The sequence below is a fragment of the Streptomyces sp. PL-25 genome (assembly GCF_058344915.1).
This window is the reverse complement of record NZ_CP136997.1, coordinates 5,883,156-5,898,736: the sequence shown is the minus strand read 5'-3', so window position 1 is coordinate 5,898,736 and position 15,581 is coordinate 5,883,156. Positions and strand designations below refer to the sequence as shown.

General features: G+C 72.9%; 13 protein-coding genes and 2 riboswitches. Of the genes, 3 read left to right on the top strand and 10 right to left on the bottom strand.

Features of this window, described 5'->3' with window-relative positions; genetic code table 11:
- Positions 1-83 precede the first annotated feature (83 nt).
- The 8 genes from R4Z62_RS26365 to R4Z62_RS26330 form a co-directional block, all read right to left on the bottom strand.
- The gene (locus R4Z62_RS26365; RefSeq protein ID WP_491521077.1) at positions 84-884 is read right to left on the bottom strand and encodes an enoyl-CoA hydratase; all 801 of its coding nucleotides are present in this window, start codon (positions 882-884) and stop codon (positions 84-86) included.
- Complete coding sequence (mmsB, locus tag R4Z62_RS26360; RefSeq protein ID WP_491521076.1) at positions 881-1,801, bottom strand: 3-hydroxyisobutyrate dehydrogenase; 921 nt, start codon at positions 1,799-1,801, stop codon at positions 881-883. Before mmsB ends, R4Z62_RS26365 begins: the two co-directional genes overlap by 4 nt.
- Positions 1,798-2,874, bottom strand: coding sequence for an enoyl-CoA hydratase/isomerase family protein (locus tag R4Z62_RS26355; protein ID WP_491521075.1), 1,077 nt, complete (start codon positions 2,872-2,874; stop codon positions 1,798-1,800). Before R4Z62_RS26355 ends, mmsB begins: the two co-directional genes overlap by 4 nt.
- Positions 2,871-4,019, bottom strand: a complete 1,149-nt coding sequence (locus tag R4Z62_RS26350) for an acyl-CoA dehydrogenase family protein (RefSeq protein ID WP_491521074.1) — start codon at positions 4,017-4,019, stop codon at positions 2,871-2,873. Before R4Z62_RS26350 ends, R4Z62_RS26355 begins: the two co-directional genes overlap by 4 nt.
- 6 nt (positions 4,020-4,025) lie before the next feature.
- Positions 4,026-5,549 (bottom strand): CoA-acylating methylmalonate-semialdehyde dehydrogenase, encoded by a 1,524-nt coding sequence (locus R4Z62_RS26345; protein WP_491521073.1) that lies wholly within the window; start codon positions 5,547-5,549, stop codon positions 4,026-4,028.
- A 243-nt stretch (positions 5,550-5,792) separates the two neighbouring features.
- A riboswitch (cobalamin riboswitch) is annotated at positions 5,793-5,966 on the bottom strand.
- A gap of 136 nt (positions 5,967-6,102) precedes the next feature.
- On the bottom strand, positions 6,103-6,636 hold the full coding sequence (locus R4Z62_RS26340) for a DUF4430 domain-containing protein (RefSeq protein ID WP_491521072.1): 534 nt from the start codon (positions 6,634-6,636) through the stop codon (positions 6,103-6,105).
- A 136-nt stretch (positions 6,637-6,772) separates the two neighbouring features.
- Positions 6,773-6,843: riboswitch (cobalamin riboswitch) on the bottom strand.
- A gap of 71 nt (positions 6,844-6,914) precedes the next feature.
- Complete coding sequence (locus tag R4Z62_RS26335) at positions 6,915-7,301, bottom strand: hypothetical protein (RefSeq protein WP_491521071.1); 387 nt, start codon at positions 7,299-7,301, stop codon at positions 6,915-6,917.
- Between the two features lie 151 nt (positions 7,302-7,452).
- The gene (locus R4Z62_RS26330; RefSeq protein ID WP_491521070.1) at positions 7,453-10,137 is read right to left on the bottom strand and encodes an AfsR/SARP family transcriptional regulator; all 2,685 of its coding nucleotides are present in this window, start codon (positions 10,135-10,137) and stop codon (positions 7,453-7,455) included.
- Between the two features lie 285 nt (positions 10,138-10,422).
- On the opposite strand from R4Z62_RS26330, the gene R4Z62_RS26325 reads away from it, so the two are divergent.
- From R4Z62_RS26325 to R4Z62_RS26315, 3 genes are all read left to right on the top strand, one after another.
- A complete protein-coding gene (locus R4Z62_RS26325) occupies positions 10,423-10,569 on the top strand; it encodes a hypothetical protein (protein WP_018564527.1) in 147 nt (48 codons plus the stop codon).
- 287 nt (positions 10,570-10,856) lie between these two features.
- The gene (locus R4Z62_RS26320) at positions 10,857-11,618 is read left to right on the top strand and encodes a hypothetical protein (protein WP_491521069.1); all 762 of its coding nucleotides are present in this window, start codon (positions 10,857-10,859) and stop codon (positions 11,616-11,618) included.
- Positions 11,615-11,896: a helix-turn-helix domain-containing protein gene (locus R4Z62_RS26315; protein ID WP_381739659.1), complete on the top strand. Its 282-nt coding sequence runs from the start codon at positions 11,615-11,617 to the stop codon at positions 11,894-11,896. The genes R4Z62_RS26320 and R4Z62_RS26315 overlap by 4 nt, the downstream gene beginning before the upstream one ends.
- A gap of 68 nt (positions 11,897-11,964) precedes the next feature.
- Here R4Z62_RS26315 and R4Z62_RS26310 read toward each other — a convergent pair whose 3' ends face one another.
- Together R4Z62_RS26310 and R4Z62_RS26305 are read right to left on the bottom strand one after the other, a co-directional pair.
- Positions 11,965-14,091: an N-6 DNA methylase gene (locus R4Z62_RS26310; RefSeq protein ID WP_491521068.1), complete on the bottom strand. Its 2,127-nt coding sequence runs from the start codon at positions 14,089-14,091 to the stop codon at positions 11,965-11,967.
- A gap of 121 nt (positions 14,092-14,212) precedes the next feature.
- Positions 14,213-15,538: a serine/threonine-protein kinase gene (locus tag R4Z62_RS26305; RefSeq protein WP_491521067.1), complete on the bottom strand. Its 1,326-nt coding sequence runs from the start codon at positions 15,536-15,538 to the stop codon at positions 14,213-14,215.
- Positions 15,539-15,581: the final 43 nt, after the last annotated feature.

The window sequence follows — 15,581 nt, the reverse complement described above, 5'->3', positions numbered from 1 at the left end:
AGACCGCCTCCGGGAGGTGATCCCCGAACGTGATCTCCCCTCCCAGCAGGGCGGACCGGGCGCGGCGGCATGCGGGCCGCCGCTCAGCGGTGGCGGAACTCGGGCGCTCTGCGCTCGACGAAGGCGCCCATGCCCTCCTTCTGGTCCTCGGTCGCGAACACCGCGTGGAAGAGCCGTCGTTCGAAGCGGACGCCTTCGGCGAGCGTCGTCTCGAAGGCCCGTCCGACGGCCTCCTTCGCCATCATCGCCACCGGCAGCGACATGCCCGCGACGGTCTCGGCGACGGCCAGCGCCTCGCCGAGCAGATCGTCGGCGGGCACCACCCGGGAGACCAGTCCGGCCCGCTCGGCCTCCGCCGCGTCCATGGTGCGCCCGGTCAGGCACAGCTCCATGGCCTTGGCCTTGCCCACCGCGCGGGTCAGCCGCTGGGAGCCGCCGATGCCGGGGATCACCCCGAGCTTGATCTCGGGCTGCCCGAAGACGGCGGTGTCGGCGGCGAGCAGGATGTCGCAGAGCATGGCCAGCTCGCAGCCGCCGCCCAGGGCGTAGCCCGCGACGGCGGCCACCGTCGGGGTGCGCAGCTGCCCGAGCCGGTCCCAGGCCGCGAACCAGTCGCTGAGGTACATGTCCAGATACCCCTGGGGCCGCATCTCCTTGATGTCGGCGCCCGCCGCAAACGCCTTCGCCGAGCCGGTGATGACGACGCAGCCGCACTCCGGGTCCCGGTCCAGCGCCTCGGTCGCGGCCACCACCTCGCGCATGACCGTCAGATTCAGGGCGTTGAGGGCCTCGGGCCGGTTGAGGGTGAGCAGGGCGGTACGCCCCTTGCGTTCGACGAGGATGGTCTCGTACGCGGGAAGCCCGGTGCCGTTCCGCGTGCTCATCGCTTCTCCCCTTCCCCTTCTCGTTCTTGCCGGGTGCCGCGGTCCCGGATGGTGCGGACGATGCCGGAGAAGTCCTCGGTGGCGCCGACGTGTTCGGCGTACTCCTCGTACAACCGGGCTGCCGCGAGGCCCAGTCCGGTGTCCACCCCGCTGTCGCGGGCGGCCCGCGCGGCGAGTCCGAGGTCCTTGGCCATGAGGGAGGCGGCGAAGCCCGGCCGGTAGTCGCGGTTGGCGGGGCTGCCCGGGACCGGGCCGGGGACCGGGCAGTTGACGCTGAGCGCCCAGCACTGCCCGGACGCCGTGGACGCCACGTCGTAGAGGGCCTGGTGGGACAGGCCCAGGCGCTCGCCGAGCACGAACGCCTCGCTGACGGCGATCATGGAGACGCCGAGGATCATGTTGTTGCAGATCTTGGCCGCCTGCCCGGCTCCCGCGCCGCCGCAGTGGACGGCCTTCTTGCCCATGGCCTCCAGCAGCGGCCGGGCCTCGGCGAACTCCGCCTCGCCGCCGCCCGCCATGAAGGTGAGCGTGCCGGCCTCGGCGCCGACCACCCCGCCGGAGACAGGGGCGTCCAGCGACCGCATCCCGGCGGCGGCGGCCCGCTCGTGGGCCGTACGGGCGTCGGTGACGTCGATGGTGGAGCAGTCGACGAAGAGGGTGCCGGGCCGGGCCGCCGCCAGGACGGTGCCGTACAGGCCGAGGACGTGCCGTCCGGCGGGCAGCATGGAGACGACGACGTCGGCGTCCGCGACCGCCGAGGCGGCGTCGGCGGCGGGCTCGACACCCGCGCGGACGGCGCCCTCCAGGGCCTCGGGCACCAGGTCGTGGCCCCGTACCCGATGCCCGGCCCTGACCAGGCTGGCGGCCATGGGCGCGCCCATGTGCCCGAGTCCGATGAACGCGACGGTCAGGCTCACCAGGCCACCTCCACGGTGCTGTCGGATCCGGCGAGCCCCAGTTCGCGGTCGCCGAGCGGGGCGAAGAAGCGGTCCACGTCGGCCGCGCTGACCTCGGCGAGGGTGCCGGGCGACCAGCGGGGCCTGCGGTCCTTGTCGATGACCTGGGCGCGGACGCCCTCGACCAGGTCGGGGGCGGCGAGCGCGGCGCAGGAGACGCGGTACTCCTGGTCGAGGACCGCCTCCAGCGGGCCCAGGTGCCGGGCGCGGCGCAGCGCGGCGAGGGTGACCTTCAGCGCGGTGGGCGACTTGGTGAGCAGGGTCTCGGCCGCCTCCTTCGCGGCGGGCTCGCCGCGGCCGAGGAGGCGGTCCAGGATCTCCTCCACGGTGTCGGCCGCGTAGCAGGCGTCGATCCACTCCCGCTGCCCGGCGAGTGCGCCCGGCGGCGGCGACTGCACATGCCGGGCGAGCGCGTCGTGCACGGACAGCACGGCGAGGTCGGCGGTGAAGGCGCCGAGCGCGGCGGCGGGCACATGGTGGTCGGCGAGCCCGCACAGCAGGGCGTCCCCGGCGCCGGTCTGCGCGCCGGTCAGCGCCAGATGGGTGCCCAGTTCACCGGGGGCGAGGCTCAGCAGATAGGTGCCGCCGACGTCGGGGACGAAGCCGATGCCGGTCTCGGGCATGGCGACGCGCGCGCGTTCGGTGACGACGCGGACGCTGCCGTGGGCGGAGACGCCGACGCCGCCGCCCATCACGATGCCGTCCATGACGGCGACGTACGGCTTGGGGTAGCGGGCGATCCGGGCATTGAGGCGGTACTCGTCGCGCCAGAACGCGGCCGCCGCGGTGCCGTCGCCGGTCTTGGCGTCGTCGTGGATGGCCCGGATGTCGCCGCCCGCGCACAGGCCGCGCTCGCCCGCGCCGCTGATGACGACGGTGGCCACCTCCGGGTCGTGCTCCCAGGCGGTGAGGGCCGCGTCGATGCGGCGGACCATCTCGTGGGTGAGGGCGTTGAGGGCCCGGGGCCGGTTGAGGACGATGTGGGCGGCCCGGCCGTCGGTGCGCAGGAGGACGGGGTCCTCGGTGCCGGTCACCGGAACGCCTCCGTCAGGCCGCGGGCCACGATGACGCGCATGATCTCGTTGGTTCCTTCCAGGATCTGGTGGACGCGCAGGTCACGGACGATCTTCTCGATGCCGTACTCGCTGAGGTAGCCGTAGCCGCCGTGCAGCTGGAGCGCGCGGTCGGCGACCGTGTACCCGGTGTCGGTGGCGAACCGCTTGGCCATCGCGCACAGGTACGGCGCCTGCGGGTCGCCGGCGTCCAGGGCGCGGGCGGCCTGCTGCACCAGGGCGCGGGCGGCGGCGAGTTCGGTCGCCATGTCGGCCAGCCGGAAGCGCAGCGCCTGCGCGTCGAGCAGCCGCTGCCCGAACGCCTCCCGGTCGGCGAGGTGGGCGAGGCTGCGGTCCAGGGCGCTGCGGGCGCCGCCGAGCGAGCAGGCGGCGATGCCGAGCCGGCCGCCGTTCAGGCCGTTCATGGCGATGCGGAAGCCGTCGCCCTCGCGGCCCAGCAGCCGGTCGGCGGGCAGCCGTACGCCGTCCAGGATCACCTGGCGGGTGGGCTGGGCGTTCCAGCCCATCTTGCGTTCGTTGGGGCCGAAGCCCACCCCGGCGTCGTCCTTGTCGACGACGAAGGCGGAGACGCCGTCCGCTCCGGTGCCGCCGGTGCGGGCCATCACGACGTACAGCTGGGAGGCGCCCGCGCCGGAGATGAACTGCTTGACGCCGCTGAGCACATAGGTGCCGCCGTCGCGGACGGCCCGGCTGGTGAGGGCGGCCGCGTCGGAGCCCGCGCCGGGTTCGGTCAGGCAGTAGCTGGCCAGGTCGTCCATGGCGCACAGCCGGGGCAGCCACCGCTCGCGCTGGGCCGGGTCGCCGTAGCGGTCGATCATCCAGGCGACCATGTTGTGGATGGAGAGGTATCCGGCGATGGCGGGGCAGCCGGAGGCGAGGGTCTCGAAGACGAGGACGCCGTCGGCCCGGCCGAGGCCGGAGCCGCCGGACTCCTCGCGGACGTAGACGCCGCCGAGGCCGAGCCCGGCCGCCTTGCGCAGGACGTCGACCGGGAAGTGCTTGTCGCGGTCCCAGTCCAGGGCGTGCGGTGCCAGGTGGTCCTGGGCGAAGTCGAGGGTGGTCTCCACGAGGGCCTGCTGGTCCTCGGTGAGCAGGGTGTGGGTCATGGTCGCTCAGCCCATCGTGGGAATGGTGAAGCTCGCGCCCTCGCGCAGCCCGGCGGGCCAGCGGGACGTGACGGTCTTGGTACGGGTGTAGAAGCGGACGGCGTCCGGTCCGTGCTGGTTGAGGTCGCCGAAGCCGGACCGCTTCCAGCCACCGAAGGTGTGGTAGGCGACCGGGACCGGGATGGGCACGTTGACGCCGACCATGCCGGTGTCCACCCGCCGGGTGAAGTCGCGGGCGGTGTCTCCGTCCCGGGTGAAGATCGCCACGCCGTTGCCGAAGGCGTGCTCGCTGGGCAGGCGCAACGCCTCCTCGTAGTCGGCCGCGCGGACCACGGACAGGACGGGACCGAAGATCTCCTCCTGGTGGATGCGCATGTCGGGGGTGACCCGGTCGAAGAGGGAGGCCCCGGCGAAGAAGCCGTTCTCGTGCCCGGGGAGCACGAAGTCGCGTCCGTCCACGACGAGTTCGGCGCCCTCCTCCACTCCGAGGTCGACGTAGGACCGTACGCGCTCCACCGCGTCCCGGGCGACCAGCGGGCCGAAGTCGGCCTCCGGGTCGTCGCTGCGGCCGATGCGCAGCGTGCCGATGCGCTCCTTGAGCCGGGCGACCAGGGCGTCGGCGGTCTCCTCGCCGACCGGCACGGCGACCGAGATGGCCATGCAGCGCTCGCCCGCCGAGCCGTACCCGGCACCGACCAGCGCCTCCACGGCCTGGTCGAGGTCGGCGTCCGGCATCACGATCATGTGGTTCTTGGCGCCGCCGAAGCACTGGGCGCGCTTGCCGTGGGCGGCGGCGGCGGCATAGACGTGCGCGGCGACCGGGGTGGAGCCGACGAAGCCGAGGGCGGCCACGCGGGGATCCTCCAGCAGGGTGTCGACGGCTTCCCGCGCGCCGTTGACGACATTGAGGACGCCCGGCGGCAGGCCCGCCTCCAGGAAGAGTTCGGCGAGCCGCAGCGGCACCGAGGGTGCCCGCTCGGACGGCTTGAGGACATAGGCGTTTCCGCAGGCCAGGGCGGGGGCGGCCTTCCAGAGCGGGATCATGGCGGGGAAGTTGAACGGGGTGATGCCGGCGACCACACCGAGCGGCGAGCGCAGCGAGTGCACATCGATGCCGGTGCCCGCGTTGTCGGTGAACTCGCCCTTGAGCAGGTGCGGGATCCCGGCGGCGAACTCGACGACCTCCAGGCCGCGCTGGAGGTCGCCGTGCGCGTCGGCGACGGTCTTGCCGTGCTCGGCGGAGAGCAGCCGGGCCAGGTCGTCCTTCTCCTGCTCGACGAGCTGGAGGAAGCGCAGCATGACCCGGGCGCGGCGCTGCGGGTTCCACTCGCCCCAGGCGCGCTGCGCCTCGGCGGCGACGGTGACCGCCGCCTCGGTCTCGGCCCGGTCCGCCAGCGGTACCCGGGCCTGGACCTCTCCGGTGTTGGGGTCGTACACGTCGCCCTGGGCCCCCGAGGTGCCCGGGACGTTCTCGCCGCCGATGAAGTGGGTCAGTTCCCGTACACCGGCGGGGTGGTTCGGACGGATCATGGGTGCCTGCTCTCGTCAGGTGGGGGTGATCCAGGACGGCGCGCGCGACCGGCGCACGGCCCGCTCATGGACGCGGGCGTGCGCGAGGGCGGTCGGCGCGGAACGCTGAGGACGCCGGACCGTCAGGCCGTCGGGCCGGGGCGGGTGAGGCCGGTGGCGGAATGCGGGGAACTCCCGCGGCGCAGCTCGCCGGGATCGTGGAAACGCACCGGTGCCATGCGTGTCAGCTCCATCCTCGTGGACCACACGGAACATCCCACGGCCGGTATCCTGACTCCCGGATCAGCGCGCGCCGTCCGCCTTCCCGACATCCAGCTCGTCAGTGGCGTCCTGCTCGACGGCGTACTCCCCGGTCACAGTGGCGGGACCGTGCCGGAATCACACCGGCTTCCCTGCACCGCGGGCCTACGTCCCTAGAATATAGTTGGACGTCCTAGTAAATCCAGTGCCACGGGTGGAGCCGTACCGGATTCCCGCCGAAGCGGACCCCCGCCGGGGCGCCGGACCGGCCGGAGGAGCGGCGCTCCCCCGGCCGCCGGGCGGCGGGCGGCCGTCAGAAGGCCGTCCAGGTGAACGCCACCGTGTCCCCGGCGTTCAGCTCGAACTGGCAGCCGCCCACCGGGGTGGGCGTGCCGTTGACGGAGATGTTCCAGTACGCCGAGCCGCCGCCGCTGACGTTCTTGATGCTGTCGACCGCGTAGTCGTCGAACGACGCGTACCAGGCACCGTCCCAGCCGAAGTGCCGCTTGCGGGCGGCGTCGTCGAGGGCGGCGGTGGGCGTCGGCACGGCGGAGGCGTGGGCGCTCCCGTTCGTCCCGTCGCATCTGTGCGTACCGCCCGTCGCCGTGGTGACGTCGTGGCCGCGCGTCCAGACCTTCCCGTGGAACAGCGGCCCGTCGGGGCCCTGCACGGTCAGCGTCACCCTGACCGGGGTGTTCGTGCCGTGCACGGCGTGCGTGCCCGGTACGCCGTGGGCCTGGGCGGTGGCCGGCGCGGCGGCCAGGGCCACGCCGAGGGCGACGGAGGCGATGAGCGTACGGCGCAGGGAGGTACGGGAGACGGCTGAGGTGCCGGAGGTGTGTCGCACGGCGGGAGCCTTCCTGGTGTGGGCGGCCCGCAGCCCCGTCGCCGAGCGGACGGAGCGGACACCGCCGCCGCCTCGGGCGAGACTCTCGGCTTCGCGCTGCAGACCATGACAGGGGAAGCGGTTCACGGCGCGCCCCGGGTGTCCCGACTCGCGGCCCACCGGCCGCACACGGTTGCAGGTCAGCGCCGGAATCCCACCGGCTTCCCCCAGTCACGCGCCCTATGCGGTTGTCGTACACACGGTCCGTCCGCCGAACGCGCGGGCGAACCGCCGTCATCCTAGGGCCGGTCGAGCCCGGCCGGGGGGCGTTTGCCCACTCCTCGTCCGGGCGGGTCGAAGGCGTACAGCTCCAGGATGTCCGGCAGCGGGGCCACCCCCGGGCCACCGGCCCGCACCCAGCCGACGATGTCCTCCGTGGCCTCCGCGTCATTGACCAGCCCCAGCCAGACCGGCCGCGCACCGGCCGCCCGGCCCGCGGCCGACGGCTGCACGACCACGACATTGGCCTGATCGCACACGTCCAGGCACGCGGAGATCCGCACCGGCACCCCGGCCCGCAGCCGCGCGGTCTGCGCCGCGTGGTCGACGCCGGTCACCTTGGGCGTACCGCAGCAGCAGTCCCGGCACACCACGACCCGGCACGGCACGGGCACGGGCTCCGGCACGGGCTCCGGCTCCGGCTCCGGCCGCACGGACGACGGCCGCGCGCGGCGGTATGCCGCCGGACGGGTCCTCGGACACCGCGGTACCTCCCTGATCGGCCGACCGTCGCTCACGCCGGGACCGAGTATGCCTGTTCCCTCAAGACACAAGCTCTCACCGCAGCTCTTCCAGACGGTCCCGCACCTCCTGGGTGCCGTGTCCGCCCATCAGTTCGCGCAGCACGAGGACGCGTTCCAGCGCCTCGACGGCCTCGGACGAGCGGCCGGCCGCCACCAGGACATCGGCACAGAGCCACAGGAGCTTGGCCTCGTCGTGCCAGTGTTCGAGGTCACACAGAATTCCGCAGGCCTGCCGGAGCAGCCTGAGCGCCTCCTCCCCCTCCGACCTGGAGAGGTGGATCTGGGCGAGTGTGTACAAGACGTCCGCCCTGCACCTCCGGTCCGTCGTCCCCTCCGCGATGCGCAGCGCCTCACCACACGCGCGGAGCCCTTCGTCGTACTCCCCGCGGTCCCGGTGGAGGGTACCGATGCCGTTCAGCGCCGCCGCTTCCCCGCTGTGCTCGCCCAACGCCCGGTACAGCTCAAGAGCCTGACGGTGATGCTCCTCCGCCGCCGCTCCGTTCCCCTGTTTGCGCATCGTGAGCGCGAGCGTGTGCAGGGAGTGCGCCAGGCTCAGTCTGCCGGTCTCGGTGTCGTCCTCCTTGCTCAGCCGGACGGCCCGGTACAGATGGCCTGCCGCCCGCTCGAACTGCTCCTGCCGCCAGTAGGTCCCGGCCAGCATCCGGTGCACCATGGCGCACTGAGCGGGCTCGGCTTCCTTCTCCGCGACCTCCCGCGCCAGCGTCAGCCCGCGCAACGCGTCGTCGAGGCGGCGGCGGGACCATTGATAGGTGACGAGAGCCATCGGCAGCAGCCAGACGTAGCGCCGCAAACCTTTCTGGTGGGCGAGTTGGACACCGAGCTGGACGGTGTCGTACTCCACGTCCAGTACGGCCAGCGCCTGTTCGAGGTCCACCGGCTCGAACACTCTCACCCCGGCGGGATCACCCACGGGAAGCACTCGCCGCTCATGGAGCCGGCGGTCACAGGCGTGGACGTTGTGCAACTGGTGTTCCAGCACCCGCCGTACGGTCGTGTCCTCGAAGTCCTCCGAGGAACCGCCGACTTCGGGGTCCACCTCGTAGCGCGCGAAGGCGCGCACCAGGTCGTGCAGGCTGTAGCGGTCGGCCCGGAGTTCCACCAGACTGGCCGCCACCAGTTCCTCCAGGGCATGGTCGGGACGCATTCCGTCGCCGGCCGGACCGAGGTCCATCACGGCGTCCCAGCCGGCACTCGGGCCGGGGTGCACGGCGAGTTGCCGGAGCAGCCGACGCGCGGCCGGCGACAGCGCGCGGATGGAACAGGCCAACGCCATCCGGACGGACAACTCCTCCTCGGGCAGGTGCAGAACGCCCAGCTTCTCTTTCTCCTCCCGGAGATCCCGCACAAGGTCGCTCGTGCCCCGGACCGACCGGTTCTCCAGGCGCCGGGCGACCACGGTGAGAGCGAGCGGGTGCCGGCCGCACAGCTCGACAAGGGCACGGATGAGTGGCTCACGGCCTCTCGGGTCGCCCTCCGGGAGCTTCTCCCGGAGGATGGCGGCGGCGGACTCGTCGTCCAGGAGGTCGACCTTGCGGAAGTACGGGTCCTGTCCGGCACCCAGACCTCTGAGTGTGTTACGGCTCGTGACGATCACCGCGCTGGTGCCGTTCCCGGGCAGCAGCGGACGCACCTGGGCCACGTCCACCGCGTCGTCCAGCACGATGAGCACCGACTTGTCCGCCAGGACCGAACGCAGCGCCGCGCTCTTCGCCTCGATTCCCTCCGCTCCCGCATAGGGCGGGAACTCGGCCAGGAACCCGTCCAGGACGTGTTCCGGTTCGGCGGGCCGCACGTCGGCGCCCGCGAACCCGCGGAGGTTCGCGTAGAGAGCGCCGTCCGGGAACCTCTCCCGCAGGACCGCCCCGAGCCGGTACGCCACCAGGCTCTTTCCGACACCGGCCATTCCGCTGAGCACGATCAGCGTCGGCCTTTCCGCCTCCTGCCGCGTCCGGGCCACCCCGGCGAGTTCATCGATGAGTCCGTCACGCCCGAAAGGACGGTGCTTTCCCGCGGGGAGCTGGTCCGGGACACGACGAAGAGATGTACCGCGTGAACGCCGCGGGGTACCACGCAGGTCGTCGACGATTTCCTGTAGTTCCGGGTCCTGTTCCGTCTTCCCGTGGTCCGCCTCCCATTTTTCGATCAGCCTCTCCAGTACCCCTCTCGCCATCGCCTGTCCATGGGCGATCAGATAGAACCCGAAGGTCCGGGACCGTTCCGGCATGCGCTCATACCATTTCTTCGTTTCCATGCGAAGCCATGTGTCTTCGCCGGCCCGCAGTGCGGCCTCCATCTGGTCGCAGACGGCGGCCATCAGCTCCTCCCGCAGCTCGGCCCTGCGTCCGCCGAACGTTTCCTCCGGCAGCCCGCGCAGCGGTTCGTCGTCCTGCCATTCCGCCAGGGCCGTGCACAACTGCGCGAATTTCTCCGGCCACTTGAGGTGAGCGGCCTTCCGCACCCCTTCACGGAAGCGGAGCAGATCGACACTTCCTTCCGGAAGGTTCATCACACAGACGCTCGATCTCAGATCGGGGAGGACCTCATCCCCCAGCACGCCCCTCAGCAACGAGGCGACCTTGTACACCCGTTCTCGCGGGCACTCCTGGCCCGGCCAGAGGTGCTCGGCGATCTCGTCGGTGGTACAGCGGTACTGCGGCGAGGTCACCAGCAGTCCGAACAGCGCGGTCGCCTTCTTCACCCCACAGATCCCCTTTCCGTTCGATCCCCTGACACTGATCAGGCCGAGTACACGCGCCTCCACTGCCTGTCCTCCCTCACGCACCGAAGCAGCAGCCATGACGAGAACACTCCTGCATTCGGGCGCACTTGGGCGCTCGTCGACACGCTCTACCGCTTCAGACCCGCGTCAGGTTTTCGTCAGATCCGGTGCCGCGGCGGACCCCGCGGGCCCGGCACGATGGCGTCAGCCGCTCGCCGGACAGGGCGATACCGGCTCCGTCTTCGTCCGAAGGGATCGATTGCCATGAAGAAACACCTCCCCAGCCACCTCAGGCGGTCCGGCGGCTTCCCGCCCACCCCGCGACGCACCGGCCGCACCGTGCGGCCCGAGAGCCTCGCGGCGCCGCAGACCGCGGCGCCGCACGAGGCACCACCGGCCAAGACCGACTGAGGCGGTCCGCTCCACAGCCCAGCGGGGCGCCCGCCTGCGGGCGGGCGCCCCGCGCCCGGGAGCACGCCGCCCGTCCTCCGAGCCGGCCCGGTACACGTACGGGCCGGCCGCTCCGCCACTCGGCCGAGGACCCGACACGACAGCACGCGTGTGTAATTCTGAGGCAGGTGGGACTCATGACCGCTTTGCCCCTTTTTCGGGGATGAGCGGTCGGGCGCCCGCGCTCACCACCCGGCCTCTGTTCACCTGGCCCCGGCGTCGGTCCGCGGGCCCAGAGAGGACGTTCCATGGCCCTTATCGCCCCCGGCGGCCTGTTCGCCGCGGTCACCCGGCACTTCGAGAATCCCCGCGCGGCGGAGGAGGCACGTCTGAGTGTCAGCACGGAGGACGGCGCAGCCCCGGTCCCGCTCTCCCCCGCCGAAGCCCGTGAGGCCCTGTACGGACCGGCGGCCGTCCCGGCCCTGGCCTCCTCGATCTGGCAGGAGGCCCTGGGCGCGGCGCGCGCCGAGACCGCACCGGGCGGCCCCTGGCGGCTCCTGGTGATCTGGCTGGCCCTGCCGCAGCTCACCGGCACCGTCCGGCGCATCAGCACGCGGCTGGGTGTCGACCGGTCCGACGTGGAGTCCGAGATGGCACTCGCCCTCCTGGAAGGGCTGCGGAGCGGGGAGCACGGTCCGCCTCCCCCGGTCCGGACCTGGCTCGGTGCGGCGCGCAGCAGCGCCTGGCGGCTCGCCCGCGCAGGGCTGCGGGAGATTCCCTCCACCCTGCCGGAGAACATCGCGGACGACGACGAGCAGACCGCGCCGGACGGACCGGCGGCGGACCCGTGCGGGCGGGAGGACTTCGCGCTGGAGATCCTCCGTCCGGAACGGGCCGGGCTGCACGCGCCGCTCCGTTTCCGGATCGCCTCGCAGCAGGTGCGGAAGGAGATGCTCGGCAAGCTGACCGGGCACCTGGAAGCGCGTCCCGGCTCGTACCGCGTGGCACCGTGCGACCGGAGGCGGCAGATCGGCACCTTGACGCTCCGGCGCGGGGCGAGGCAGGCATGAAGCAGGCGCTGTCACGTCGGCTCGGCTTCACCGAGATCTTCGAACTGCCGGTCACGGTGGATCTGCGGACGGCCGCACGCGCGCTCGGCATCTGCCGGGGAACCGCGTACCGGCTCGTCTACGAGGGCACGTTCCCCTGTTCCATCATGCGGGTCGGACGCCAGTACCGGATCCCGACGGCCGAGCTGATGCGCCTGCTCGGCATCGACGAACGGCCCATGTACGCCGTGGATCTCGACGCCGTCCCGGAGCCACAGCAGAACGCCACCCCGGCATGACCCGGTCCGGTCAGCCCTCCCGCGCGACTCAGCCCTCCCGCGCGACTCAGCCCTCTCCCACGACCGGATCAGTCGTCCGGCGCCGCGAGCTTTCCGTCGATCAGAGCCGCGGTGAAGGCTCGGGCGAGCGCCTGCCCGGCCTCGGCGGTACGCGTCAGCTCCGCCCCCCATCGGTCGAGACCGCGCAGTACGCTGCCCCGGCGGCGCTGCACGTCGACCGGCAGGAGCGGAAGGCGCAGCCGTTTCACGTCGATACGCGGGGCACCGCTCGCGGTGACGGACGTACGCGCGGCTCTCGCCGCGTTGTCGGGGTGGGTGACGGCGCCCGCCACGAACCACGGGTCGAGAAGGTCCCGGTCGACGCGTACGGCATGGACGCCGGGGCCGAGCCGGGCCCCGATCTGCTCGTCCGTCGCGACCTTGGCCACCAGGTCTCCGGCGAGCGACGGGACGAGGATGTCGTGGGCCTGTACCCGGGCGGCCGGCTCGGTGCCGGGGCGGACGGGGACGGATCCGCTAGCGGGTCGCCCGGTGGCGACGTCCTGTCCTGTGAGGGCAGGCTCCACCCGGTCGGTGCCGGGAGATTCCTGGCCCGCGGCACGGGCCGGGTGGCGGTGCAGGGTGAGGGCTCCGGTCCGCGAGAGCTCTCCCAGCGTCGCCGTGGACACGTCCTCCGGCTCGGGCCGAGGGGCGCGGTCCGGCCGGGGCAACGCGACGCGGAGCGCGGCGAGTCTGGCCTCCAGCGCGGCGGGCATCCTCAGCACGGCGTCGAGCGCGTACGCCCCGCCCTGCCCCGGCACATGACGTCGCGGAGTGAGGTCGGCGTCCTCGTCGAGCAGCTCGGCCCGCGGTACGCGCCGGGCGATGACCCCCTCGGTGCCCGATGCCCCGTGTCCGGTGCGGTGACCGGCCCAGAGGTCCCTGACCCGTCGGCGGAGCACGTCGAAGGGGTCGCCCGGCGACGCGTGCCGGTCTCCGCGCACGGCCTCGCCGGTCACCAGCAGCACCGCCGCGTCCGGGACACCGGCTGCCTCCGGACGTTGCAGCACCCACAGGTGGGCGCCGTTGCTGTTCCCGGCCGCCGTCGTCGGGGGCAGTCCGACGACGGCCCGGAGCACACCGCGCCGGACGAGCTCGCCGCGGATCCGGCGCCCCGTGGACCGTCCGGCCACGGCCGCGGGCATGAGCAGGGCGGCCCGGCCGCCGGGCCTGAGGCGCGCCAACACCTGCTGAGCCCAGGCGAGTTCCGGCTCGGAGCGCGGCGGAGGACCCCCGTACAGCCACCGGGAGTCAAGGGCGAACCGGTCCTGGGTCCAATCCTGGAGGCCGTCCGGCGGAGGACCGCCGACGACGGCGTCGACCGTCTCTTCGGCGAAGGCGTCCTCCGGGAACGGACCGCCCACCCCCAGGCGCAGCCGTCCGTCGGCCTCCGGATCGGCCCCGGCCCCGGCTCCGGCTCCGGCTCCGGCCCGCGAGCGAAGCAGCAGAAGACGAAGGAGCGCGATGCGCACGTACTCGGGACGGCGGTCCTGCCCCAGGATCCGTGGCGGCCTGCCGGGCAGACTCTCCTCAAGGGCGGGACGCAGGAACGTACCGGTTCCGCAGGCGCTGTCGAGGACCGAGTCCGCCGGGCCGGTGAGGTCCAGCATCAGACCGGCCAGGGGGGTGGGGACGTCCGTCAGTCCTGCCGTGCCCCGGGCCGTCGCGTACCACGCGTGGAGGTGCTCCAGGACGCGGACGCGATCCTCCTCGCACGCCACCAGCCGGGCGGCTTCGAGGAGTTCCCGCTGGTCCGCCGACCACGCGGGGGGCAGCCCGGTCATGAGCAGGCCGGCATGCCGGGGCGACACGACCGCCCGTACCGCGTCGCCGAGCCGGTCCGGGGTGGGCGCCTCGGCGGGTGCGGTCAGCAGTGCCAGCCCGGCCAGGGCGAGGGCCTCCGCGGGCCGTCCTGCCGCGCCGAACGTCTCGGCGCACCGGGTGAGGCGGCCGAGCGGTGCGAGGGGGCGGAGCTTTCCCTGCCGGTCGAGCCATCGCTCCACCTCACGCAGGTCGAAGGCGGGACTGGCGGACGTCCCGGCGACCGGCCGGGGGAAGTCCTGGTGGCGGCGGCGCCAGTTGCTCACCGCGGGCCGGCCGACACCGGCGATCCTGGCGATTCCGGTGGCCGTCACCGTGGTCGGTTCTTCTGCCACGCCTGTCTCCCTGCATCCCGCCGTGTCCCTCGGGGAAGACGTGAAGCGTACCGGCGTTCCCCCGGGCGGCCGGGTCCCGCGCGGTCCGGCGGCCACCTCCGCCCGGCTCGGGTCGTCCCGGTCAGGGCGGCCCGCCGTCCTGCGCGCACCGCTCGATGCCGTCGTCGATCTCCCGGACCTCCGGACTCGGCTCCCCGAAGGCCCGTACGGCATCAGGGCGTACCTCGGTGTACGCGGAGTGCGCGTCCCGCGGCAGTCCCTCCTGGCGCAGCAGTGCGGCGCGGTCGATGCGCAGCCGTACGACACCCGACTCGATACGGCCGAAGCGGCCCACCGCGCTGTCGAGGCACTGGTCGATCAGCTGGACGGCCCCGCGCAGATCGCCGTCCCTCGCGAAGGCGCCGGCCTCGGCGCGGATGCGGGAAAGGTCGTCCCGCCGCAGTTCCGTGGTGCGCTTCTGGCGGCGTGCCAGGTCGTCGAGGTCGGAGCCCTGCCGACGCCGCGCGTCCGACGGGGACTTCTTCGGCAGGGGCGGCGGAGAGCACGGCCGCACCCACGGCAGGGTCGGGTCGTAGTCCCCGAGTCCGGGGCAGCCGGCCGATTCGAGGACCGCCAGGTGCGGCCGGATCAGGTCGAACAGCGCCCTCGCGTCGCCCGGCCGCAGATCCGGGTTCTTGCACAGCAGCCGGTCGACGGTCTCGGCCAGCCACGGCGGTGTCTGCGGGCGTACGTCCGCGATCCTGCGCGGTGGCTCGTCGGCGTGGCAGCGGGCCATCGCGTACGCGGTCTCCGCGGTGAAGAGGTACTCCCCGGTGACGAGTTCGAAGACGATGCAGCCGAGCGAGTAGAGGTCGCTGCGCGGCTCCGCGCGCCCCTCGGTCACCTGCTCGGGGGCCGCGTAGGCGACGGTGCCCGGGGCCGCGCCGCCCGTGGTGGTGATACGCGTCGCGAAGGGATCGGTGTGGGCGACGATGCCGAGATCCATCACCTTGACGACGCCGCCCGGCGCGATCATGACGTTGGACGGCTTGAGGTCACGGTGCACGAGTCCGGCGTCGTGCAGCGAGGCGAGGGCGGTGGCGAGCTGGGCCAGGATCGCGACGACGCCGCGGAACGGCAGCGGGTGATGCTGCTCGGCCAGCTCCTCCAGGGTGGGGCCCTCGATGAACTCCATGACGAGGAAGGGCTCGCCCTCGTGCTCGCCGAAGGCGTGCACCTGGGGGAAGTGCCGGGAACGGCCGAGTGTGCCGGTCGTCCTGGCCTCCCGCCGGAAGCGGTCCCGGTGTCGGCGCTCCTCCCGTTCGACGTTGTTCGGGAGCAGCAGCTTGACCGCCACCTGCCGGGCGAGGTTCAGATCCTGGGCCAGGTACACCTCGCCCATCCCGCCGTACCCCAGCCGGTTCACCAGGTGGTACTGCCCGGCGATGACATCGTTCTGCGAACCCACCTGAGAACCGCCCTGTGCCTGGGATCTGACGGAACGTCCGTAC

Coding starts and splice junctions, on each gene's coding strand:
- R4Z62_RS26365 (WP_491521077.1), bottom strand. CDS start 884: ATGAGCACGCGGAACGGCACCGGGCTTCCCGCGTACGAGACCATCCTC.
- R4Z62_RS26315 (WP_381739659.1), top strand. CDS start 11,615: ATGAAGCAGGCGCTGTCACGTCGGCTCGGCTTCACCGAGATCTTCGAA.
- R4Z62_RS26345 (WP_491521073.1), bottom strand. CDS start 5,549: ATGATCCGTCCGAACCACCCCGCCGGTGTACGGGAACTGACCCACTTC.
- R4Z62_RS26320 (WP_491521069.1), top strand. CDS start 10,857: ATGGCCCTTATCGCCCCCGGCGGCCTGTTCGCCGCGGTCACCCGGCAC.
- R4Z62_RS26350 (WP_491521074.1), bottom strand. CDS start 4,019: ATGACCCACACCCTGCTCACCGAGGACCAGCAGGCCCTCGTGGAGACC.
- R4Z62_RS26325 (WP_018564527.1), top strand. CDS start 10,423: ATGAAGAAACACCTCCCCAGCCACCTCAGGCGGTCCGGCGGCTTCCCG.